Origin of the sequence: Actinomycetospora atypica, assembly GCF_042653685.1 — a bacterium.
Taxonomy (GTDB): Bacteria; Actinomycetota; Actinomycetes; order Mycobacteriales; family Pseudonocardiaceae; genus Actinomycetospora; species Actinomycetospora atypica.
Genome location: NZ_JBHSIV010000005.1, coordinates 53,694 through 71,500, shown reverse-complemented (window position 1 = coordinate 71,500; position 17,807 = coordinate 53,694). Strand labels below are relative to the sequence as shown.

General features: G+C 73.1%; 17 protein-coding genes. 12 read left to right on the top strand and 5 right to left on the bottom strand.

Translation table 11 applies throughout. From position 1 onward, the window contains the following. Positions 1 to 56: 56 nt before the first annotated feature. Both ACFPBZ_RS06245 and ACFPBZ_RS06240 read left to right on the top strand, forming a co-directional pair. On the top strand, positions 57 to 1,373 hold the full coding sequence (locus ACFPBZ_RS06245; protein WP_378035152.1) for a phytoene desaturase family protein: 1,317 nt from the start codon (positions 57 to 59) through the stop codon (positions 1,371 to 1,373). After that, positions 1,370 to 2,167: an enoyl-CoA hydratase-related protein gene (locus ACFPBZ_RS06240; RefSeq protein ID WP_378035151.1), complete on the top strand. Its 798-nt coding sequence runs from the start codon at positions 1,370 to 1,372 to the stop codon at positions 2,165 to 2,167. Before ACFPBZ_RS06245 ends, ACFPBZ_RS06240 begins: the two co-directional genes overlap by 4 nt. A 1-nt stretch (position 2,168) precedes the next feature. On the opposite strand, the gene ACFPBZ_RS06235 is transcribed toward ACFPBZ_RS06240, so the two are convergent. Together ACFPBZ_RS06235 and ACFPBZ_RS06230 are read right to left on the bottom strand one after the other, a co-directional pair. Next, positions 2,169 to 3,863 (bottom strand): class I adenylate-forming enzyme family protein, encoded by a 1,695-nt coding sequence (locus tag ACFPBZ_RS06235; RefSeq protein WP_378035150.1) that lies wholly within the window; start codon positions 3,861 to 3,863, stop codon positions 2,169 to 2,171. Positions 3,864 to 3,972: 109 nt separating this feature from the next. Then, the gene (locus tag ACFPBZ_RS06230; protein ID WP_378035149.1) at positions 3,973 to 4,740 is read right to left on the bottom strand and encodes an enoyl-CoA hydratase/isomerase family protein; all 768 of its coding nucleotides are present in this window, start codon (positions 4,738 to 4,740) and stop codon (positions 3,973 to 3,975) included. A gap of 53 nt (positions 4,741 to 4,793) precedes the next feature. Here ACFPBZ_RS06230 and ACFPBZ_RS06225 point away from each other — a divergent pair, with 53 nt between their 5' ends. From ACFPBZ_RS06225 to ACFPBZ_RS06195, 7 genes are all read left to right on the top strand, one after another. Further along, positions 4,794 to 6,008: an enoyl-CoA hydratase-related protein gene (locus tag ACFPBZ_RS06225; protein WP_378035148.1), complete on the top strand. Its 1,215-nt coding sequence runs from the start codon at positions 4,794 to 4,796 to the stop codon at positions 6,006 to 6,008. A 19-nt stretch (positions 6,009 to 6,027) separates the two neighbouring features. Continuing rightward, positions 6,028 to 7,296, top strand: coding sequence for an aromatic ring-hydroxylating oxygenase subunit alpha (locus ACFPBZ_RS06220; protein WP_378035147.1), 1,269 nt, complete (start codon positions 6,028 to 6,030; stop codon positions 7,294 to 7,296). Continuing rightward, the gene (locus tag ACFPBZ_RS06215; RefSeq protein WP_378035146.1) at positions 7,293 to 7,832 is read left to right on the top strand and encodes an aromatic-ring-hydroxylating dioxygenase subunit beta; all 540 of its coding nucleotides are present in this window, start codon (positions 7,293 to 7,295) and stop codon (positions 7,830 to 7,832) included. Before ACFPBZ_RS06220 ends, ACFPBZ_RS06215 begins: the two co-directional genes overlap by 4 nt. Beyond that, positions 7,829 to 8,104: a hypothetical protein gene (locus tag ACFPBZ_RS06210; protein WP_378035145.1), complete on the top strand. Its 276-nt coding sequence runs from the start codon at positions 7,829 to 7,831 to the stop codon at positions 8,102 to 8,104. The genes ACFPBZ_RS06215 and ACFPBZ_RS06210 overlap by 4 nt, the downstream gene beginning before the upstream one ends. A gap of 11 nt (positions 8,105 to 8,115) precedes the next feature. Further along, a complete protein-coding gene (locus tag ACFPBZ_RS06205) occupies positions 8,116 to 8,751 on the top strand; it encodes a TetR/AcrR family transcriptional regulator (protein WP_378035144.1) in 636 nt (211 codons plus the stop codon). A gap of 33 nt (positions 8,752 to 8,784) precedes the next feature. Next, positions 8,785 to 9,936 (top strand): acetyl-CoA C-acetyltransferase, encoded by a 1,152-nt coding sequence (locus ACFPBZ_RS06200; protein ID WP_378035143.1) that lies wholly within the window; start codon positions 8,785 to 8,787, stop codon positions 9,934 to 9,936. Between the two features lie 114 nt (positions 9,937 to 10,050). Continuing rightward, positions 10,051 to 12,297 (top strand): HNH endonuclease signature motif containing protein, encoded by a 2,247-nt coding sequence (locus ACFPBZ_RS06195; protein ID WP_378035142.1) that lies wholly within the window; start codon positions 10,051 to 10,053, stop codon positions 12,295 to 12,297. Here ACFPBZ_RS06195 and ACFPBZ_RS06190 read toward each other — a convergent pair. Both ACFPBZ_RS06190 and ACFPBZ_RS06185 read right to left on the bottom strand, forming a co-directional pair. Then, positions 12,294 to 13,103 carry an enoyl-CoA hydratase/isomerase family protein gene (locus ACFPBZ_RS06190; RefSeq protein WP_378035141.1) on the bottom strand — a complete coding sequence of 270 codons (810 nt, stop codon included), beginning with the start codon at positions 13,101 to 13,103 and terminating at the stop codon, positions 12,294 to 12,296. The genes ACFPBZ_RS06195 and ACFPBZ_RS06190 overlap by 4 nt on opposite strands. A 15-nt stretch (positions 13,104 to 13,118) precedes the next feature. Next, a complete protein-coding gene (locus ACFPBZ_RS06185) occupies positions 13,119 to 14,387 on the bottom strand; it encodes a cytochrome P450 (RefSeq protein ID WP_378035140.1) in 1,269 nt (422 codons plus the stop codon). A gap of 73 nt (positions 14,388 to 14,460) precedes the next feature. Here ACFPBZ_RS06185 and ACFPBZ_RS06180 point away from each other — a divergent pair, with 73 nt between their 5' ends. Genes ACFPBZ_RS06180 through ACFPBZ_RS06170 form a run of 3 tightly spaced genes read left to right on the top strand, consistent with a single transcriptional unit; the run spans position 14,461 to position 17,123 of the window. Continuing rightward, entirely contained in the window at positions 14,461 to 15,255 is a 795-nt protein-coding gene (locus ACFPBZ_RS06180; RefSeq protein ID WP_378035139.1) for an SDR family NAD(P)-dependent oxidoreductase, read from the top strand. Positions 15,256 to 15,313: 58 nt separating this feature from the next. Next, positions 15,314 to 16,486 (top strand): acyl-CoA dehydrogenase family protein, encoded by a 1,173-nt coding sequence (locus ACFPBZ_RS06175; RefSeq protein WP_378035138.1) that lies wholly within the window; start codon positions 15,314 to 15,316, stop codon positions 16,484 to 16,486. 31 nt (positions 16,487 to 16,517) lie between these two features. After that, a complete protein-coding gene (locus tag ACFPBZ_RS06170; RefSeq protein ID WP_378035137.1) occupies positions 16,518 to 17,123 on the top strand; it encodes a TetR/AcrR family transcriptional regulator in 606 nt (201 codons plus the stop codon). An 18-nt stretch (positions 17,124 to 17,141) separates the two neighbouring features. Here ACFPBZ_RS06170 and ACFPBZ_RS06165 read toward each other — a convergent pair whose 3' ends face one another. Next, positions 17,142 to 17,801 (bottom strand): NADPH-dependent F420 reductase, encoded by a 660-nt coding sequence (locus ACFPBZ_RS06165; RefSeq protein ID WP_378035136.1) that lies wholly within the window; start codon positions 17,799 to 17,801, stop codon positions 17,142 to 17,144. Positions 17,802 to 17,807 lie beyond the last annotated feature (6 nt).

Genomic DNA, 17,807 nt, shown 5'->3' with positions numbered 1-17,807 from the left:
CCGCGACCGCTTGTTCTAATCTCGATTAAAACATGACGTCGACGAGGAGGACACCCATGGCGCCGGAGCACCGGTTCGACGCGCTCGTGATCGGCGCGGGAGCGGGCGGGCTGTTCACGGCCGCCCGCCTGACGCACCAGGGCTACCGGACCCTCGTCGTCGAACGCCTCGACCGGGTCGGCGGCCGCGCCTCCAGCGAGGTGATCGACGGGTTCACCGTGAACAACGGGGCCATCGTCATCGAGCTCGGCGGCATCACCGAGGAGACGTTCGCCGAGGTCGGGGCGCGCTTCGACGTGCGCCGCCCGAAGCCCCCGATCCTGTACCGGATCGGCGGCAAGGACGTCGACGTCACCGGGGGCGGCTGGGGCTTCCTGCTCTCCAAGCTCACCCGCCAGGGCGCGAAGCTGCTCGACGGCCTCGGCGCCGCGCGCACCGACGAGGGCATGCCCACCGGCTCGCTGTCGACCGCGGAGTGGATCCGCCGGTACACGAGCAACGAGAACGTGCACGGCATCTTCCGCAACATGTGCGGCTCGGTGTTCGCGGTGGGCTCCGAGGAGCTGCCCGCCCAGGTCTTCCTCACCTACTTCACCCGCAAGAGCGCCTTCAAGAAGTTCGGCTTCTGCCCCGAGGGCACGATCGGTATCTGGCAGTCGCTCGCCGACGTCGTCGTCGGGAACGGCGGGGAGGTGTGGCTCGACAGCGAGGTCGTCGACCTGCGCCTCGACGAGTCCGGCGAGGTCGGCGGCGCCACCGTCGCCCGTCCGGGCGAGCGGGTCGAGGTGGCCTGCCGGTTCGCGGTCAGCGACGTCGGACCGGCCGCGACGGCCGACCTCGTCGGGCGCGAGCGGCTGGCGGCCGACTACGTGGCGACCGTCGACACCGATCCCTGCGCGATGATCGTCGTGAACTTCGCGAGCCGGGAGCCGCTGGTCGAGGCGCCCGGGCTGCTGAGCTTCGCGAAGAGCCGGCGCATGGCCTACGTCGCGAACTTCACCGCCACGTGCCCGGAGATGGCGCCCGAGGGCTGGCACCTCTACAACGGCACGTCGGTCCCGCAGCCGGCGACGGGCCCGTTCGACGAGGCCGAGGAGACCGAGCTCCTGCACGCCGACCTGCACGAGCACGTCCCCGGTTTCGCCGACGCCCGCGTCCTGTCGACCACGGTGTGGCGCGACGGCTGGCCGCCCCAGCGCGCGGTGGCGGGCTTCGACATCCCGCACACCACCCCGGTGCCGAACCTGTGGAACGTCGGCGACGCGGTGAAGCAGTACGCGAACGGCGGCACCACCGCGTGCGCGGAGACCGCGAAGCTCGTCGTGGACGAGATCGCGGCCCGGTTCCCGGCCGCCGCGCCGGTCCGGGCGTGACGCCCCCGTACGACGATGTGCGCGTCGCCGACCTCGCGGGCGCCCGGCACATCCAGCTGCACCGGCCCGGGTCGTTGAACGCGTGGACCCCGGCGATGGGGCGCGAACTGCTCGAGGCCGTCACCGACGCCGCCGGCGATCCGGCGGTGCGCGCGATCCTGATCAGTGGCGCCGGCCGGTCGTTCTGCGCCGGGGCCGACGTGAAGAACGCCCGCGAGACCACCGCCGACGGCACACCCGATCTGTCGGGCCGCCTGCGCGAGATCTACAACCCGGTGATCCTCGCCGTGCGGACCGCGCCCAAGCCGGTCGTCGGGATGGTCCACGGAGCGGTCGCGGGCCTCGGGGCGTCGCTCGCCCTGGCCTGCGACCTGCTCGTGGCCGCGTCGGACGCCTACTTCCTGCTCGCCTTCGCCCGGATCGGGGTGATGCCCGACGGCGGGGCGCTGACCTTCCTCGCCGAGCGGGTCGGGCTCACGCGGGCGGCCGAGCTGGCGATGCTCGCCGAGAAGCTCCCCGCCGACCGCGCCCTCGACTGGGGTCTGCTCACCGCGGTGCACCCGCCCGACGAGGCCTTCGACCGGGCCGTCGCGCTCACCGAGCGCCTCGCCGCCGGCCCGACCGTGGCCCTCGCCTCCATCAAGCGCACCCTGGGCGCCGCGGCACAGCGTGGGCTCGCCGACGCCCTGAGCGAGGAGGCCGACGCCCAGCAGGTCCACGGCGCGACCCACGACTACGCCGAGGGGCGGGCCGCCTTCGCCGAGAAGAGGACGGCCCGCTTCCTCGGGCGCTGAGTCAGACCGCCGCGCGCTCCGCGACCATCCGGGCCAGGCGGAACTTCTGGATCTTGCCGGTGGGAGTGGCGGGGAGCTCCTCGGCGGTGAGGAACACGACGCGGCGCGGCACCTTGAACCGGGCCAGCTGCTCCTTGCACAGCGCGATCAGTTCCTCGGCCTCGACCTCCACACCCGGCTTCCGGACGATGCACGCCGCGCCGATCTCGCCCCAGCGGTCGTCCGCGACGCCGACCGCGTAGGCCTGGCTGACCCCGGGGTGGCGGGAGAGGACCTCCTCCACCTCCTTGGGCATGACGAGCTCACCGCCGGACTTGTAGAGCTCCTTGCTACGCCCGGTCAGGACGAGGTAGCGGTCCTCCCGGACGATGCCGAGGTCGCCGGAGCGCACCCAGCCGTCGAGCGAGAGGGCCAGCGCGGTCTCCTCGGGCTTGCCCCAGAAGCCGAGCATGTTCGTCGGTCCGCGGGCGGCGAGCTCGCCCTCCTCGCCGTCCGGCAACGGCTCGCCCGAGAACACGTCGATCGTGCGGAACTCGGTGAGGTCGCCGTCCCGCTCCGGGATACCGGCGGCGCCCGCCATCTTGACCCGGCCGACCGTGGTGGCCATGACCTCCAGCGGGTCCTCGGGCAGCGAGAGGGTCATCGCACCGCCCTGCTCGGTCATGCCGTAGCCGGTGACGATCTCGTCGACGCCGAGGCCGTCGCGCACCTTCTCCCAGAGCCACACCGGGGCGGGCGCCGCGCCGGAGAGGATGGCGCGCAGGCTCGAGAGGTCGCGCGTGGTGACGTCGGGGTGCTCGAGCAACGCCACGGTCATCGTCGGGACGCAGAGGATGTCGGTGGCCCGGTGGCGCTCGATCCCCTCGAGGTAGCGGCCCGGGTCGAACGCGGTCTGCGGGATGATCGCCCCGCCCACCATCATCGCCGCCATGAGGCCCTCGACGTAGCCGAACATGTGGTAGCAGGGCAGCGAGAACAGGATGCGGCGCCCGTCCTCGAACGCCCGGGTCAGGGCCGAGGCGTAGCCGGTGCGCTGGCTGGCGTCGTGGGTGATCAGGACGCCCTTGGGCGACCCGGTGGTGCCCGAGGTGTAGAGGATGTCGGCGACGTCGCCCGGCCCGGCCCCTCCGCCGTCGGCCGCACCCGGGTCGCCCAGCTCCTCGAGGTCGGCGACCGTGCGCACCCCCTCGCGGGACCGGCCATCGGTGGACAGGACGACGACCTCGCGCAGCTCCGGCAGCGCGGTCTGGTCGCCGCGGTCCCAGCCGGGCGCGATCTCGTCGAGCATGCCGAGCTGGTCGAGGCCCATGAAGCCGGTCATCGTCACCAGGACGTTGCAGCCCGACTGCTCGAGGACGTAGCGCAGCTCCTCGGTCCGGTACAGGAAGTTGAACGGGACGGCGACGGCGCCCGCCCGCGAGATCGCGAACTTCAGCGGGACGAACTCGAGGTAGTTGGCCATCACGAGCCCGACGCGGTCGCCGGGCCGGACGCCGAGGGCCACGAGACCGTCGGCGAGCCGGCGCGACCAGGCGTCGACCTCGGTGTAGGTCACCGTGCGGTCGTCGGTGATGACGAACGGCCGGTCGGCGAACTCGTCCGCGCAGTGCCCGAGCCGCTCGTGCAACGTCATCGGGGTCCACTCGGGGAACCGCCGCCGCAGGGCGTCGCGACGTTCGTCGAGGCTCTCGGTCATCTCGGCATCCACTCCAGCGCGTCGCCCGACATCTTTTAATCGAGAGTAGAGAAAGAACGTGAGCCGGGCCACGGCCAGTTTCGTCACCGTTCGTCACGGTCCGTGGCAACTACTCGGGGCGCACCGCACGCACCAACCGTTCGGCGGCCCCGTCGGCGAGGTGCTCGACGACGACGTCGGTCTCCATCGCGAGCCCCTCGTCGAGCGGGCGGCGCAGGCCCTCGTACACCAGCCGCTTGGTGCGGGCGGTGGCCTTCGGGTCGCGGCGCGCGAGGCGGGCGACGGTGGTCTCGACCAGCGCCTCGAACTCCTCGGCCGGGGCCGAGCGGTAGGCGAGGCCCCACTCCACCGCCTGCCGGCCGTCGAGCCGGTCGCCCAGCAGTATGTGCGAGAGCGCCCGCTGCGGCCCCACGATCCGCGGGAGGCGCTGCGAGCCCCCGCCGCCCGGCACCTGGCCGACCGCGCTGTGGTTGTCGGCGATCACGGCGTCGTCGCGCACCAGGACGACGTCGCTGGCCTGCATGAACTCGAAGCCTCCCGCCATCGCGTACCCCTCCACCGCCGACACCACCGGCACCGGCAGCGTGGCGACCACGGAGCACGCCCGTCCGAACCGCTCGAAGAGGACCCGCAGGGCCTCGGGCCCCTCCGCGGCGAGGCGCGCGACCTCGTCGACGTCGCCGCCGGCCGAGAACGTGCCACCCGCGCCCCGCACGACGATCACCGCGACCCGGTCCGCGAGATCGACGAGCGCGTCGTGCAGGCCGTCGGCGAGTGCGATCGTCACGGCGTTGCGCGCGTGCGGGCGGTTCAGGGTCACGTGCCCGACGCGGCCCTCCACGCGGGCGAGGACCGGGGGCTCGTCGACGTTCGTCATCCTGACCTCCTCGTGTTCTAATCTGGATTAGAACACAGCGGAGGGATCACCTGATGACGCTCGACGAGTCCGGCCGGGAGAAGCTCGCGCGCAGGCTCTACGAGGCGCTCGCCGGCGGCGACGCCGACACCCTCGCGGGGCTGCTGCACCCCGACTTCGTCGGCGAGACCACCGAGGGGCTCCCGTTCGGCCTCGGCGGCCGGCACGACGGTCCCGAGGCGATGACCCGCGACTTCTGGTGGTCGATCGGGCGCCACTACCGCGCCCGCGCCGAGCCGGAGCAGGTGCTCGCCCTGGCCGACGGCGGTCTCGTCGTGCTGGGGCGCTACACGGGCAGCGCCCGCGACGGCGGCGCCCCGCTCGACGCCGCCTTCGCGCACGTCCTGCGCTTCACCGACGACCGCATCTCCGGCCTCGCGCAGTACACCGACAGCGCGCGCTGGACCGCCGCCGTCCCGGCACCGCCCGCCGGGCAGCGTCCGCTGCGCGTCGTCGAGTACTCCGTGCAGGCCGGGGTCGCGACGATCCGACTGAACCGGCCCGACGCCGGCAACGCCATCGACCCGACGATGGTCGAGGACCTCTACGAGGCCGCCTTCCGCGCCGGCGAGGACCCGTCGGTGCGTGCGGTCCTGCTCTGCGGGGCCGGGCCGCACCTCAGTGTCGGCGGCGACCTGCCGTTCTTCGCCCGCACCGACGACGACGCCCGCGGGTCCCGTCTGCGGCAGATGACCGACCTCTACCACCTCGCACTCGACCGGCTGGCCGCCCTCGACGCGCCGGTGGTCTGCGCCGTACGCGGGGCGGCCGCGGGCGGCGGGATGGGGCTCGTGCACGTGGCCGACCTCGTCGTCGCGGCCGAGGACTCCGCGTTCGCCCTCGGCTACGCGGCGATCGGCCTGGCCTCGGACGGGGCGAACAGCTGGTACCTGCCGCGCGTCGTCGGGATGCGGCGCGCGCAGGAGATGTTCCTGCTCAACCGGCGCCTCACCGGGCGGGAGGCGCTCGAGTGGGGCCTGGTCACCGAGGTCCTGCCCGCCGACGAGGTCGATGCGCGGGCCCGCGCGATCGCCGACCGCCTGGCCACGGGCCCGACGAAGGCCCTGGGCAGCATGAAGCGTCTGCTGCGCGAGAGCTGGACGAACGGCCTCACCCAGCAGGTGACCACGGAGACCGACGAGATGAGTGCCGCCGGAGCCACGGACGACGCCGGCGAGGGGATCCGGGCCTTCGTCGGGAAGCGCAAGCCCGAGTTCCGCGGGCACTGAGAGCAGCAGGAGGCATCCGTTGACCGTCACCGACCTCACGCCCGGCGATCTCCGGGAACGGGTCCGGCCCGACCGCGTGCACGGGTCGCTCTACACCGACCCCGCGCTCTACGCCCGCGAGCTCGAGCGCATCTGGTACTCGACGTGGGTCTACGTCGGGCACACCAGCGAGATCCCCGAGCCCAACGACTACGTGCGCAAGAACATCGGACCCCAGCAGGTCGTCATGACCCGCGACCGGACCGGCGCGATCCACGTGCTGCACAACCGGTGCTCGCACCGCGGCAACCTGGTGTGCGACGCGGACAGGGGGAACTCCGGGTCGTTCCGCTGCCCCTACCACGGCTGGACCTTCGCGAACACGGGCGAGCTCCTCGGCTTCCCGTTCAACCGGGGCTACGGCGGCGCCCAGGCCCGCGAGCGGCTCTCCGGGCTCGGGGCCGCCCCGCGCGTCGAGAGCTACCGCGGCTTCGTCTTCGCGAGCCTCGCCGCGGAGGGACCCACCCTGCACGAGCACCTCGGGGCCGCTGCCGAGCGGATCGACCAGCTCGTGCGGCTCTCCCCCGTCGGCGAGGTCGAGCTGACGGCCGGCTGGGTCAGGCACGAGGTCACCGCGAACTGGAAGATGCTCGTCGAGAACGAGACCGACGGCTACCACCCGCAGTTCGTGCACTCGTCGATCTTCTCGATCTCCAACAGCGGCATCGGCGCGCTCTACAGCGACAAGTCGACCGCGGTCACGCGCGCCCTGGGCGGAGGGCACTCGGAGAACGACCTCAGCCCGGAGTTCCGCCGCCTCGGCGTGCCGATGGGCTGGGCCGGTACGCCCGAATCGAAGATCCCCGACTACTTCGCGGCGATGCGCGCGGCGTACGGGGCCGAGAACGGCGACGAGATCATGATCAACGGCTCACCGCACATCATGATCTTCCCGAACCTGTTCATCGCCGAGATCCAGCTGTTCGTCATCCAGCCGGTGGCGGTCGACCGCACCGTCCAGCACGTCACCGCGATCCAGTTCAAGGGCGCCCCCGACCTCAACCGCCGGCTCGTCACACAGTGCGTGGGGTCGGTCGGGCCGGCCGGGATGCTGCTGGCCGACGACGCCGAGATGTACGAGCGCAACCAGCGCGGCGTCGCCCAGCTCCAGCCCGAGTGGCTCGACCTCAGTCGCGGCCTCCAGCGCGAGCGGACCGACGAGAACGGCTTCACCATCGGCACCGCCACCGACGAGACCTCGATGCGCGCCATGTGGCAGCACTACCTCACGCTCATGGACCCGGCGTGACCGCCGCGGCGCCGCAGATCGTCGACGGCACCCCGGCCCCCGTCGGGCACGCACCCGGTGAGGGGACCCCGATCCCCCTGGGCGAGGCCGAGGCGTTCCTCTACCGCGAGGCGCGGCTGGCCGACTCCTGGGAGCTCGAGGCGTGGGAGTCGCTGTGGACCGACGACGCGCTCTACTACGTCCCGGTCGACGACACCCAGGACCCGCGAACCCACATGTCGATCATCTTCGACAACCGCAACCGCATCGCCACCCGCATCAAGCAGTTGCAGACCGGCAAGCGGCACTCGCAGCGCCCGTTGTCGCGGCTCTGCCGGTCGGTGACGAACGTGGAGGTGCTCGGGACGGAGGGCGCCGACACCGTCGTCACGTCGGTGGTCCAAATCCTGGAGTCGCGCGACCGCGGCACCACGTGGTGGGTAGGACGGGTGACCCACCGCCTCCGCCGGGTCGACGGGGAGGTGCGGATGGCGGCGAAGAAGGTCGTGCTCGTCGACTCCGACCGGGCCCTGCCGTCGATGTCCTTCCTCGTATGACGATGCCGGAGGGCTCCGGCGTCGTTGCCAGCGAGTTCGCGGCCGTGTCGGTCTCGATCGACCACAGCGGGAACGGGCCGAGGTTGCGCCTGGAGGACCTGCGCTCCGGGGCCGTGCGGTACCTCGACGCGCTCGAGCTGGAGTCGATCGTCTGGGCGCCACCGGAGTGGATCCGGGAGCTGCTCGACCCGTCGAAGCACCGCTGGCGCGACACCGACCCCGGGCCCGCCCCCGAGTCGATGCGCGAGGACCCCGGACCCACCGGCCCGTAGGCTCTCCCGCCGTGGCCCGAGAACGCTCCCCCGGCACGGTGCGCGAGGGGCCGAAGTCGGCCCGGACGCGCGAGCGCATCCTGCTCGCCGCCGCCCAGGTACTCAGCCGCAAGGGCTACGCCGGGACCCGGCTCTCCGACGTCGCGGCGGTCGCGGAGGTCCAGGCGCCCGCGCTGTACTACTACTGGTCGTCGCGGGAGAGCCTCCTCGAGGAGGTCGTCACCGTCGGGCAGCAGGCGACGATGGAGCACGTCGTCGCGAGCCTGGAGGCGCTGCCCGACGGCACACCGGCGATGGACCGGATCGCCCGCGCGGTCGCCGCGCACCTCGAGGTGGTCCTCGGCCGCTCCGACTTCTCCCAGGCCGCCATCCGCAACGCCGGCCAGCTGCCCGCCGACATCCGCGAACGCCAGCTCGTGGGGCAGCGCGCCTACGCCGACGTGTGGCGCGCCCTCGTGGACGAGGCCGTCGCCGCCGGCGAGATGGCCGCCGACGTCGACGCCCGGGCGGCACGGATGCTCGTGCTCGGCGCGCTCAACTGGGCCCCGGAGTGGTGGGACCCCGAGCGGAACTCGCTGGAGGAGGTCGTCGGGACCGTCCAGCAGATCGTGCGGAACGGGCTGCGCCCGCTTTCTAAATCTGATTAGACTCCGGGGACCCCACTCTCACGGAGGTGCCCCATGCCCGAGGCCTACATTGTCGAGGCCGTCCGGAGCCCGGTCGGTCGGCGCAACGGCGGCCTGGCCAAGGTCCACCCGGCCGACCTGGGTGCCCACCCGATCCGCGAGGTCGTGGCGCGCACCGGCATCGATCCGGAGGCCATCGAGGACGTCATCCTCGGCTGCCTCGACACGATCGGCGCGCAGGCCGGCGACATCGCGCGCACCGCGGCCCTCGCCGCCGGGCTGCCCGAGAGCGTCCCGGGCGTGACGGTCGACCGGCAGTGCGGCTCGTCGCAGCAGGCGGTGAGCTTCGCCGCGCAGGCGGTCATGGCGGGCACGGCCGACGTCGTCCTCGCGGGCGGCGTCCAGGTCATGAGCCAGTACCCGATCCTGTCGTCCTTCGCGGCCGGGCAGCCCTTCGGCGCCGTCGACCCGTGGACCGGATGCGAGGGCTGGGAGGCCCGCTACGGCACCCAGGAGATCTCGCAGTTCCGCGCCGCCGAGATGATCGCCGACCGGTGGGGCATCTCCCGGGAGGACATGGAGGCCTTCGCCTACGAGAGCCACCGGCGGGCGCTGCGCGCGATCGACGAGGGCCGCTTCGATCGCGAGATCGCCCCGCTCGCGGGCCTCTCCGCCGACGAGGGCCCCCGCGCCGACACGACCCCGGTGAAGATGGCCGGCCTGAAGACGCTCGCGCCGGGCGGGAAGATCACCGCCGGGGTCGCCAGCCAGATCTCCGACGGCGCCGCCTGCCTGATGATCGCCTCCGAGCAGGCCGTGGCCGACCACGGCCTCACTCCGCGCGCCCGGATCCACCACGTCTCGGCCCGCGGCACCGACCCCGTCATCATGCTCACCGCCCCCATCCCGGCCACCGCGTACGCCCTCGCGAAGACCGGCCTGACGATCGGCGACATCGACACCGTCGAGATCAACGAGGCCTTCGCGAGCGTCGTCCAGGCCTGGCTGATCGAGACCGGCGCCGACCCCGCCCGGGTCAATCCCAACGGCGGCGCGATCGCCCTCGGCCACCCCCTCGGCGCGACCGGCGCCCGGCTCATGACGACGATGCTGCACGAGCTCGAGCGGACCGGCGGACGCTACGGCCTGCAGACGATGTGCGAGGGCGGCGGTCAGGCGAACGTGACCATCATCGAACGCCTCTAGACGGCCGTCCGCGCTGCTCGGAAGGCGTTCGGATCTGGGTTGCTCCGTTCGGCAGTGATCAAGTTGATGCGGACGGCTCTCGCCTTGTCCGAACATATGTTCGATACTTGAGGCATGACCGCCCCGACCGACGACGACCCGGCGACCACCGCCGCGTCGGCTGACGACGGTGGCGTGGCGGCGGTCCTGGAGGCCCGGGTCCCCGGCGTCGAGCTGCTGGCCGCGCTGTCCACCGACCCCGGGCTGGTGGTCGGTGAGGTGGCGGAGGCGGGGCTGCGCGCGGGGTTCGCGTTGGAGTGCCACGCCACCTGGCTGCGGTGCCGCTGGCTGCTCGAGGCCTGCCGGGCCCGCGCCGGGACCACGAAGCGGGTGCTCGACGACCCGTACGCCGCGCAGATCGCGGCGGCGACGCTGGGGTGTTCGTCGACGATGGCGTCGATGCGTCTCGAGCTCGCGGCCGGGGTGCTGGAGCGCCTCCCGCGCCTGGGGGAGGAGATGGCCGCGGGCCGGTTGGAGGAACGCAAGGCCTGGCACTTCGTGTCGATCCTGCGGGACCTGGACGACGAGACCGCCCGGGAGGTCGTCGAGGCGCTGCTCGGGCGCGCCCAGGTGACGCCGCACGGGAAGCTGGCGGACCTGATCGAGGCCAAGGCCGGACAGCTCGACCCGGCGTGGGACGCGGTCCGCCGCGCCGCGGCGGTCGCCCGGGCGCGGGTGGTGGCGCGGCTGCGCAGCACCGGCGCCGCCGAGCTTTCGGGCCTGGATCTGCCGTGGGAGGCGGCGAAGGAGGCCTACGACCACCTGGTCGCGGTCGCCGACGCCGTCCGCCGGGAACTCGGCATGCGGGGGATCACGGTCGCGGAGGGGCGGGTGCAGTCGCATGTGTTCCTGCGGCTGCTCGGACGCGGTCACCTCGGGGCCGATGACCCCGACATCGTGGCCCGGCTGGTCGAGGAACTCGCCGCCCTCCCGCACCCCGACGACCCCGACCCCGAGGACCCCGACCCCGAGGATCCCGACCCCGAGCCCGATCCGGATGACGACGGGCCCGATGGCGGTCCCGGACCCGACGCCGGTCCCGACGCCGGACCCGACGATCCGCGTGGCAGCAGCCCTGACGGCAACCCGGACGACAGCTCTGACGACAGCGGCCCGGACGACAGCGGCCCGCACGACGAGCCCGGCCCGAACCTCGACGACCTCGACGGCGCCTCGAACGGCAGCCTGAGCGACGACGGCCCGAACGACAACGGCGACGGCGACGACAACGGCGGCGGCGACGACGACGGCGGCGGCGACGACGACGGCGGCGGCGGCGACGACGACGACGGGCCTGACCTCGACGACCCGGGCTCGGACGGCGGTCTCTTCGACCCCGAGTCCACCTCCGGTCCGGCGGGCGCGGTGGCGGCCGGTGGAGTGGCGATGGGGGCGGGGCGGCGGTTGGCCTACCGGCGTCGGGTCGCGGTCCGGCTCGGGCTGGCGACCCTGCTCGGCCTCGACCACCACCCCGGGCAGATGACCGGCTGGGGCACCGTCCCCGCCCCCATCGCCCGACACCTCGCCGACCACCGCCACGCCGCGACCTGGCGACTACTGCTCTACAACACCCTCGGCGCCCTCGAACACGTCCTGCTCGTCCACCCACCCGGCACCAGCGGCACCAGCGCCGGCGGCCTCGCCCCGGACGACCCGCACCGCCGCCAGATCGTCGAACTCACCGCCCCCACCACCGACCTCGACACCCTCGTCGCCGACGCCTGCCTGCACCCCGACCTGGTCGCGAGCGCCCAGGCCGCACTCGCCGCGGCCCGCGCCCACCCCGACCGGCATCCCGCGACCAGCCTCGCCGACGCCGCCGAACGTCACCCCCGCACCGCACTGGACACCTGGGTCCGCGCCCGCGACCGGTCCTGCCGCTTCCCCGGCTGCGACCGCCCCGCCCACGGCGCCGACCTCGACCACACCCTCGCCGTCACCGACAGCGGGATCACCATCGCCGACAACCTCGGCGTCCTGTGCCGCCGCCACCACCGGCTCAAGCACCACCCCGCCTCCGGCTGGACCCTGCACCAGCCCGCACCGGGCACGTTCGTCTGGACCGCGCCCACCGGCACCATCCACCTCGTCGAACCCGACCCCGTCCTCCCACCACCGGCACCGCTCAACACCGACCCGAACCGCCACCTCGGGCTGCTCCACGCCCCCGGCGAGTACCAGCCGCGGCCGTGGACCCCACGCCGCGACCGCCGCGGCCGGATCAGCGACGCCGCCCACCGCACCGCCATCAAGATCGACCAGCACGAACGCCGCCGCCAGGCCGCACCGCCCAACCCCTTCGACGACGACCCGCCCTTCTAGTGCCCCGTGAACGTCGGCGACCGGCGCTCGATCACCGCGGCGAGCCCCTCGAGGGAGTCGGCGGTCCCGGAGAGCTCCGCGACCGTGCGGGCCTCCTCCGGGAGCTGCGCCTCGACCCGGGACCCGAGCCCCGACCACAGCAGCCGCTTCGTCGCGGCCAGGGCCAGCGGAGCCCCCTCGACGAGCCGGTCCACGAGCTCGTCGGTGGCCTTCGCGAGCTCGTCGTCGGGGACGACACGCGTCAGCAGACCCAGGTCGAGGGCCTCCGCCGCCGTCAGTACGGGGTTGGTCAGCGCGATCTCGAGCGCCTTCCGGAGCCCGACCAGGGCGGGGAGGGTCACGGTCGTCCCCGCGTCGGGGGCCATCCCGACCCGGGTGGCACCGCCGAGGAACTTGGCCGACTCCGCCGCGACGACCAGGTCCGAGGCACACACGAGTCCGAATCCGCCGCCGCCCGCCGCGAACCCCTGCACCGACGTGACCACGGGCGCGGGCAGGTTGAGCAGGCCCTGGACCACGATCTGCAGCCACGACGTGGCCTCCCGCAGGTAGTCCGGCAGCCCCTCGCCCTTGCTCGCGAACGTCTTGACGTCCCCGCCCGCGCAGAAGTGCCGGCCCTCCCCGGAGAGCACGAGGACGCGCAGGCCCGGGCGGCTGTGGCAGGCCATCACCGCGTCGTAGAAGGCACGGAGCAGGGGGACGTCCAGACCGTTGGACGCCTCGGGCCGGTTCAACCGCAGACGGGCGACCCCCCGGTCGTCGACGTCCAGCAGGACCGGTCCCGATCCCATGAGCTGCTCACTCACCGCGTCATCTCCTCGTCAGGCCTGCAGTCGGTACGGCATGGACTTGATCGCCTGCATGAAGTTGCCGGCCAGGTAGACCGGCTCACCCACCTCGAGGCCGGGCGCCCGGGTCAGGATCTCCCCGGTGATCGCCCGGAGCTGGGACTTGGCCAGCTGGTTGCCCAGGCAGTAGTGCGGCCCGCCGCCCCCGAAGCCCACGTGCGGATTCGGGGAGCGGGTGACGTCGAAGCGCATCGGGTCGGCGAAGACCTCCGCGTCGCGGTTGCCCGAGCCGTAGAAGAGCACCACCCAGTCGCCGGCGCGGACGTGCTGCCCGTGCAGCTCGACGTCGCGGGTGGCGGTGCGGCGGAACGTCATCACCGGGGTGGCCCACCGGACGAACTCCTCGATCGCCGGGCCGATGCGCCCGTCGAAGTCCTCCACGAGCAGGTCGCGCTGGTCGGGGTGCAGGGTGAACTGCCGCATCGTCGAGGAGATGGTGTTGCGCGTCGTGTCGTTGCCGGCGACCGAGAGCAGGACGAAGAAGGCCGCAATCTCCTGGTCGGTGAGGTGCTCGCCGTCGACCTCGGCGAGGACCAGGTTGCTCATGAGGTCATCGACCGGGTGGGCGCGCCGGGCCCCGGCGTGCTCGAGGGCGATGGAGATGAGCGTCATCAGCGACTGGGCGAGCAGCTGGGCGGGCTCGCGCCCCTGCCGGACGTCCTCGTCGCCCCAGCTGACCATGCCGTCGGCCGCCTCGGTGGCGCGGTCGCGGGCGTCCTGGTCCTCGAGACCCATCATCTCGAAGATCGTCCACTGCGGGAGCCGGCGGGAGACCTGCGCGACGAAGTCCCCGTCGGTCGTCGTCAGGAGCTCGTCGACGAGCCGGCGGGCCTGGCCGCGGATCTGGTCCTCGATGGTGCGCACCCGCTTCGGGGTGAAGGCGGCCGAGACGAGCTTGCGCAGCTTCGTGTGGCGGGGTGCGTCCAGGGCGAGGAAGGAACTCGCCGCCTCGAGGATGTCGGGCGGGACGTCCTCCATCTGGATCCCCCGGCCCGAGCAGAACGTCTCCGGGTCCTTGCTGACGGCGACGATGTCCGCGTGCCGGGTCACGGCCCAGAACCCCGCGCCGTCCGCCGGCGGCATCATCGTGCCCTCGGCCGGCGGGTGCCAGCTGATCGGCCGCTCGCGGCGCAGCACTGCGAAGTCGGCCTCGCGCTCCTCGGGCGAGCGCGCCCAGAACGAGGTCGGCGAGAGGGACAGCTCGTCGTAGGGCGGGTGGTCGGTGGTCGTGGTCGGCGTCATCGCACACTCCTCGGATCGCACCGTGGTCTAATCCAGATTAGAAGACGGCGCAAGGCCGAGGGAAGGACGACGCGTGGACCTGGGACTGGGGGGCGCCCGGACGCTCGTGACCGGCGGTGCGTCGAACATCGGCCGGGGCATCGTCCACGGGCTCGCCCGCGAGGGCGCCCGGATCGTGCTCGCCGACCGCGACGCCGAACAGGCGGAGCGGGTGCGCACCGAGGCCCTCGACCTCGGGGCGGCCGAGGTGCGCGTCGTGGTCCTCGACCTGACCGCCGAGGGGTCCGGGGCGACGGTGGTGGGCGAGGCCGTCGACGCCTGGGGCGGCGTGGACGTCCTGGTCAACAACTGCGGGTGGAGCGTCCCGGGCTTCCTCACCGAGCAGACCGACCGCGCCCTCTGGCAGCGCACGATCGAGACCAACCTCTACACCGCGATCGACGCGACCCAGGCGGTGCTCGGTCCCATGGGTGAGGCGCGCTCGGGGTCGATCGTGTTCATCTCCAGCGACGCGGCCTTCGGCGCGGTCCGCCAGGGCATCTACGGCACGACGAAGGCCGGCCTCATCGCCCTGGCCCGCACCACGGCCCGTGAGCAGGGCCGACGCAGCATCCGCGCCAACGTCGTCTGCCCGGGCCTCGTCCTGCCCGACGAGGGCGGGGTCGGCTCCGAGAGCCTCTGGGCGGCCGGCCGCGACGCGATCTTCGACGCCGACCAGATCGAGCACGTCACGAGGCAGACCCCGCTGCGCCGCCTGACGACACCCGAGGACGTGGCCGCTGCCGTCGTCTGGCTCTCCTCCCCCACCGCCGCGCGACAGGTGACCGGCCAGGTCGTCGCGGTCGGGGGCGGCTCCTCCATGCCCTGAGTTGACGACCACCGCTCCGTTTTTTACTCTGCATGAGAATCGACCGCCGGGAGCTGCAGTGAACAAGTCCTCGATCGTCCCCGAGACCGACGAGCGCGCGACCCTCCGCGAGAGCGTCACCGCCCTCGTCAGCCGCTACGGGCACGACTACTTCGTCGAGCGGTCGCACGCCCACGAGGAGCCCACCGAGCTGTGGAAGGAGCTCGGGGCCGCGGGCTTCCTCGGCGTGCACCTGCCCGAGGAGTACGGGGGCGGGGGCGGGACGCTCGGCGACCTCTCGGTCGTCGTCGAAGCGGCCTCGGCGGCCGGCTGTCCCCTGCTGATGACGGTCATCTCGCCGGCGATCTGCGGGACGATCCTCGCGCGCCACGGCTCGCACGAGATGAAGCAGCGCTGGCTGACCGGGATCGCCGACGGGTCGACCAAGATGGCCTTCGCCATCACCGAGCCCGACGCCGGGTCGAACAGCCACGAGATCACGACGACCGCCCACGCCGAGGGCGAGGGCTGGCGCCTGTCGGGCACGAAGTACTGGACCTCGGGGGTCGACGAGGCCGACGCGATCCTCGTCGTCGCGCGCAGCGGGTCGGCGGCCCAGAGCGGCGACCGCAGGCCGCTCTCGCTGTTCGTCGTGCCGACCGACTCCCCCGGGCTGACCTACCAGCCCATCCCCGCCGCGCTCGTCCAGCCCGAGCACCAGTTCACGGTGTACTTCGACGACGTCCCGCTCGGCCCGGAGCACCTCATCGGCGACGACGGCAACGGCCTGCGCCAGGTGTTCTCCGGCCTCAACCCCGAGCGCATCACCGCGGCCGCGATCAGCAACGGCATCTCCCTCTACGCCCTCGAGAAGGCCACGGCCTACGCGAACGAGCGCGCGGTGTGGAAGGGCGTCAAGATCGGCGCCCACCAGGGCGTGGCCCACCCGCTGGCCGAGTGCTACATCGGCGTCACCCAGGCCCGGCTGATGGCCACCCGCGCGGCCGAGCTGTTCGACGAGGGCGCGGACGCCGCCGAGGCGTCGAACATCGCCAAGTTCGCCGCCGCCGACGCGTCGCTGCGCGCGCTCGACCAGGCGATGCAGACCCACGGCGGCAACGGCATGGCCCTCGAGTACGGCCTGGCCGACCTGTGGTTCCTCGCGCGGATGCTCAAGACCGCGCCGGTCAGCCGCGAGATGGTGCTCAACTTCGTGGCCCAGCGCAGCCTGGGGCTCCCGGCGTCGTACTGACGCGTGGGGGGCGGGGTCCTACGCTGATCGCGTGGCCCCGGCTCCCGCCCGTGACTCGAAGTCGGCGCGCACCCGTCGACGGATCGTCGACGCCGCCGCCCACGTGCTCGTGCACCGCGGCTACGCCGGGACGCGGCTCGGCGACGTCGCCGACGTCGCGGAGGTGCAGGCGCCGGCCATCTACTACTACTTCGGGTCCCGCGACGAGCTCATCGAGGAGGCCGTCGCGGTCGGGCTCGCCCGGGCCCGGACCCTCGTCGAGGAGGCACTCGCGCAGGCGCCGGACGACTTCTCCGCGGTCGACCGGCTGGGCGTGGCGGTCGCGGCGCACCTGAGCACGCTGCTCACGCACTCCGATCACGCCGCGGCCGCGATCCGCACCGTCCCCCAGCTCCCCGAGACCATGCGGGCCCGCCACCGCCAGGCGGAGCGGGACTACATCGAGATCTGGCGGGGCCTGATCGCCGACGCCCGGGCCGCCGGCGAGATCGACACGACCCTCGACGCGGGGGTCTCCCTCATGGTCGTGCTCGGCGCCCTGAACTGGACCGCCGAGTGGTGGGACCCGTCCCGAGGCTCGCTCGAGAGCGTCATCGCCACCGCCCAGCGGCTCGTCCTGCAGGGGCTCGCGGCCTGACGGCCGAACCCCTGACTGCTAGACGCTGAATTCCGCCGGACGCTCCCGCGGGGCCTCGGCCAGGGCCTTCCGGACGCCGTCGGCGTCGAGGTCCTGCCCGTAGACCGGGGTGCCGGGCTGCTGGCGCCACGACTCCTCGAGCGGGCCGGCGTCGACCGGGTCGAACCCGAGCTCGTCGACCAGCGCGAGGACGGTGTCCTTCGCGGGCCCGTCGGCCCCGGCGACCGGCAGCGCGATCCGGCCGGGCTCGCCGGCGGGGACGCCCTTCTCGAGCAGGTGCTTCCAGTAGATGCCGTTGAAGACCTTGTAGACCGGCACGCCGAGGTGCTGCGAGACCCAGACGCTCTCCGGGGTGCCCTCCTCGAGGGCGTCGATCCGGCCGTCGCGCTGCTGCGGGTAGTAGTTGTTCGTCTCGATCACGGGCGCGCCGGGCTTCGCGGCGGCGACGATCGCCGGGTCGAGCAGCGGGGTGTTCTTCTGCGGGATGCTGATGATCACGAGGTCGGCGTCCGCCGCGGCCTCGCCCGCCCACACCGCGGTGGCCCCCGTCTCGGCGGCCAGGTCCGCCAGCGTCTCGGGGTCGCGGGAGTTGGCCACCCGCACCGCGTGCCCCAGGGCGGCGAGCCGCCGGGTCAACGTGCCACCGATCAAGCCCACACCGATGATGCCGATCTTCATGCTCGG

Bases quoted from the DNA above. Each gene is read 5' to 3' on its own strand.
- ACFPBZ_RS06200 (WP_378035143.1), top strand. From the start codon at position 8,785: ATGCCCGAGGCCTACATTGTCGAGGCCGTCCGGAGCCCGGTCGGTCGG.
- ACFPBZ_RS06230 (WP_378035149.1), bottom strand. From the start codon at position 4,740: ATGACGAACGTCGACGAGCCCCCGGTCCTCGCCCGCGTGGAGGGCCGC.
- ACFPBZ_RS06225 (WP_378035148.1), top strand. From the start codon at position 4,794: ATGACGCTCGACGAGTCCGGCCGGGAGAAGCTCGCGCGCAGGCTCTAC.
- ACFPBZ_RS06185 (WP_378035140.1), bottom strand. From the start codon at position 14,387: ATGACGCCGACCACGACCACCGACCACCCGCCCTACGACGAGCTGTCC.
- ACFPBZ_RS06210 (WP_378035145.1), top strand. From the start codon at position 7,829: ATGACGATGCCGGAGGGCTCCGGCGTCGTTGCCAGCGAGTTCGCGGCC.
- ACFPBZ_RS06245 (WP_378035152.1), top strand. From the start codon at position 57: ATGGCGCCGGAGCACCGGTTCGACGCGCTCGTGATCGGCGCGGGAGCG.
- ACFPBZ_RS06235 (WP_378035150.1), bottom strand. From the start codon at position 3,863: ATGACCGAGAGCCTCGACGAACGTCGCGACGCCCTGCGGCGGCGGTTC.
- ACFPBZ_RS06165 (WP_378035136.1), bottom strand. From the start codon at position 17,801: ATGAAGATCGGCATCATCGGTGTGGGCTTGATCGGTGGCACGTTGACC.
- ACFPBZ_RS06195 (WP_378035142.1), top strand. From the start codon at position 10,051: ATGACCGCCCCGACCGACGACGACCCGGCGACCACCGCCGCGTCGGCT.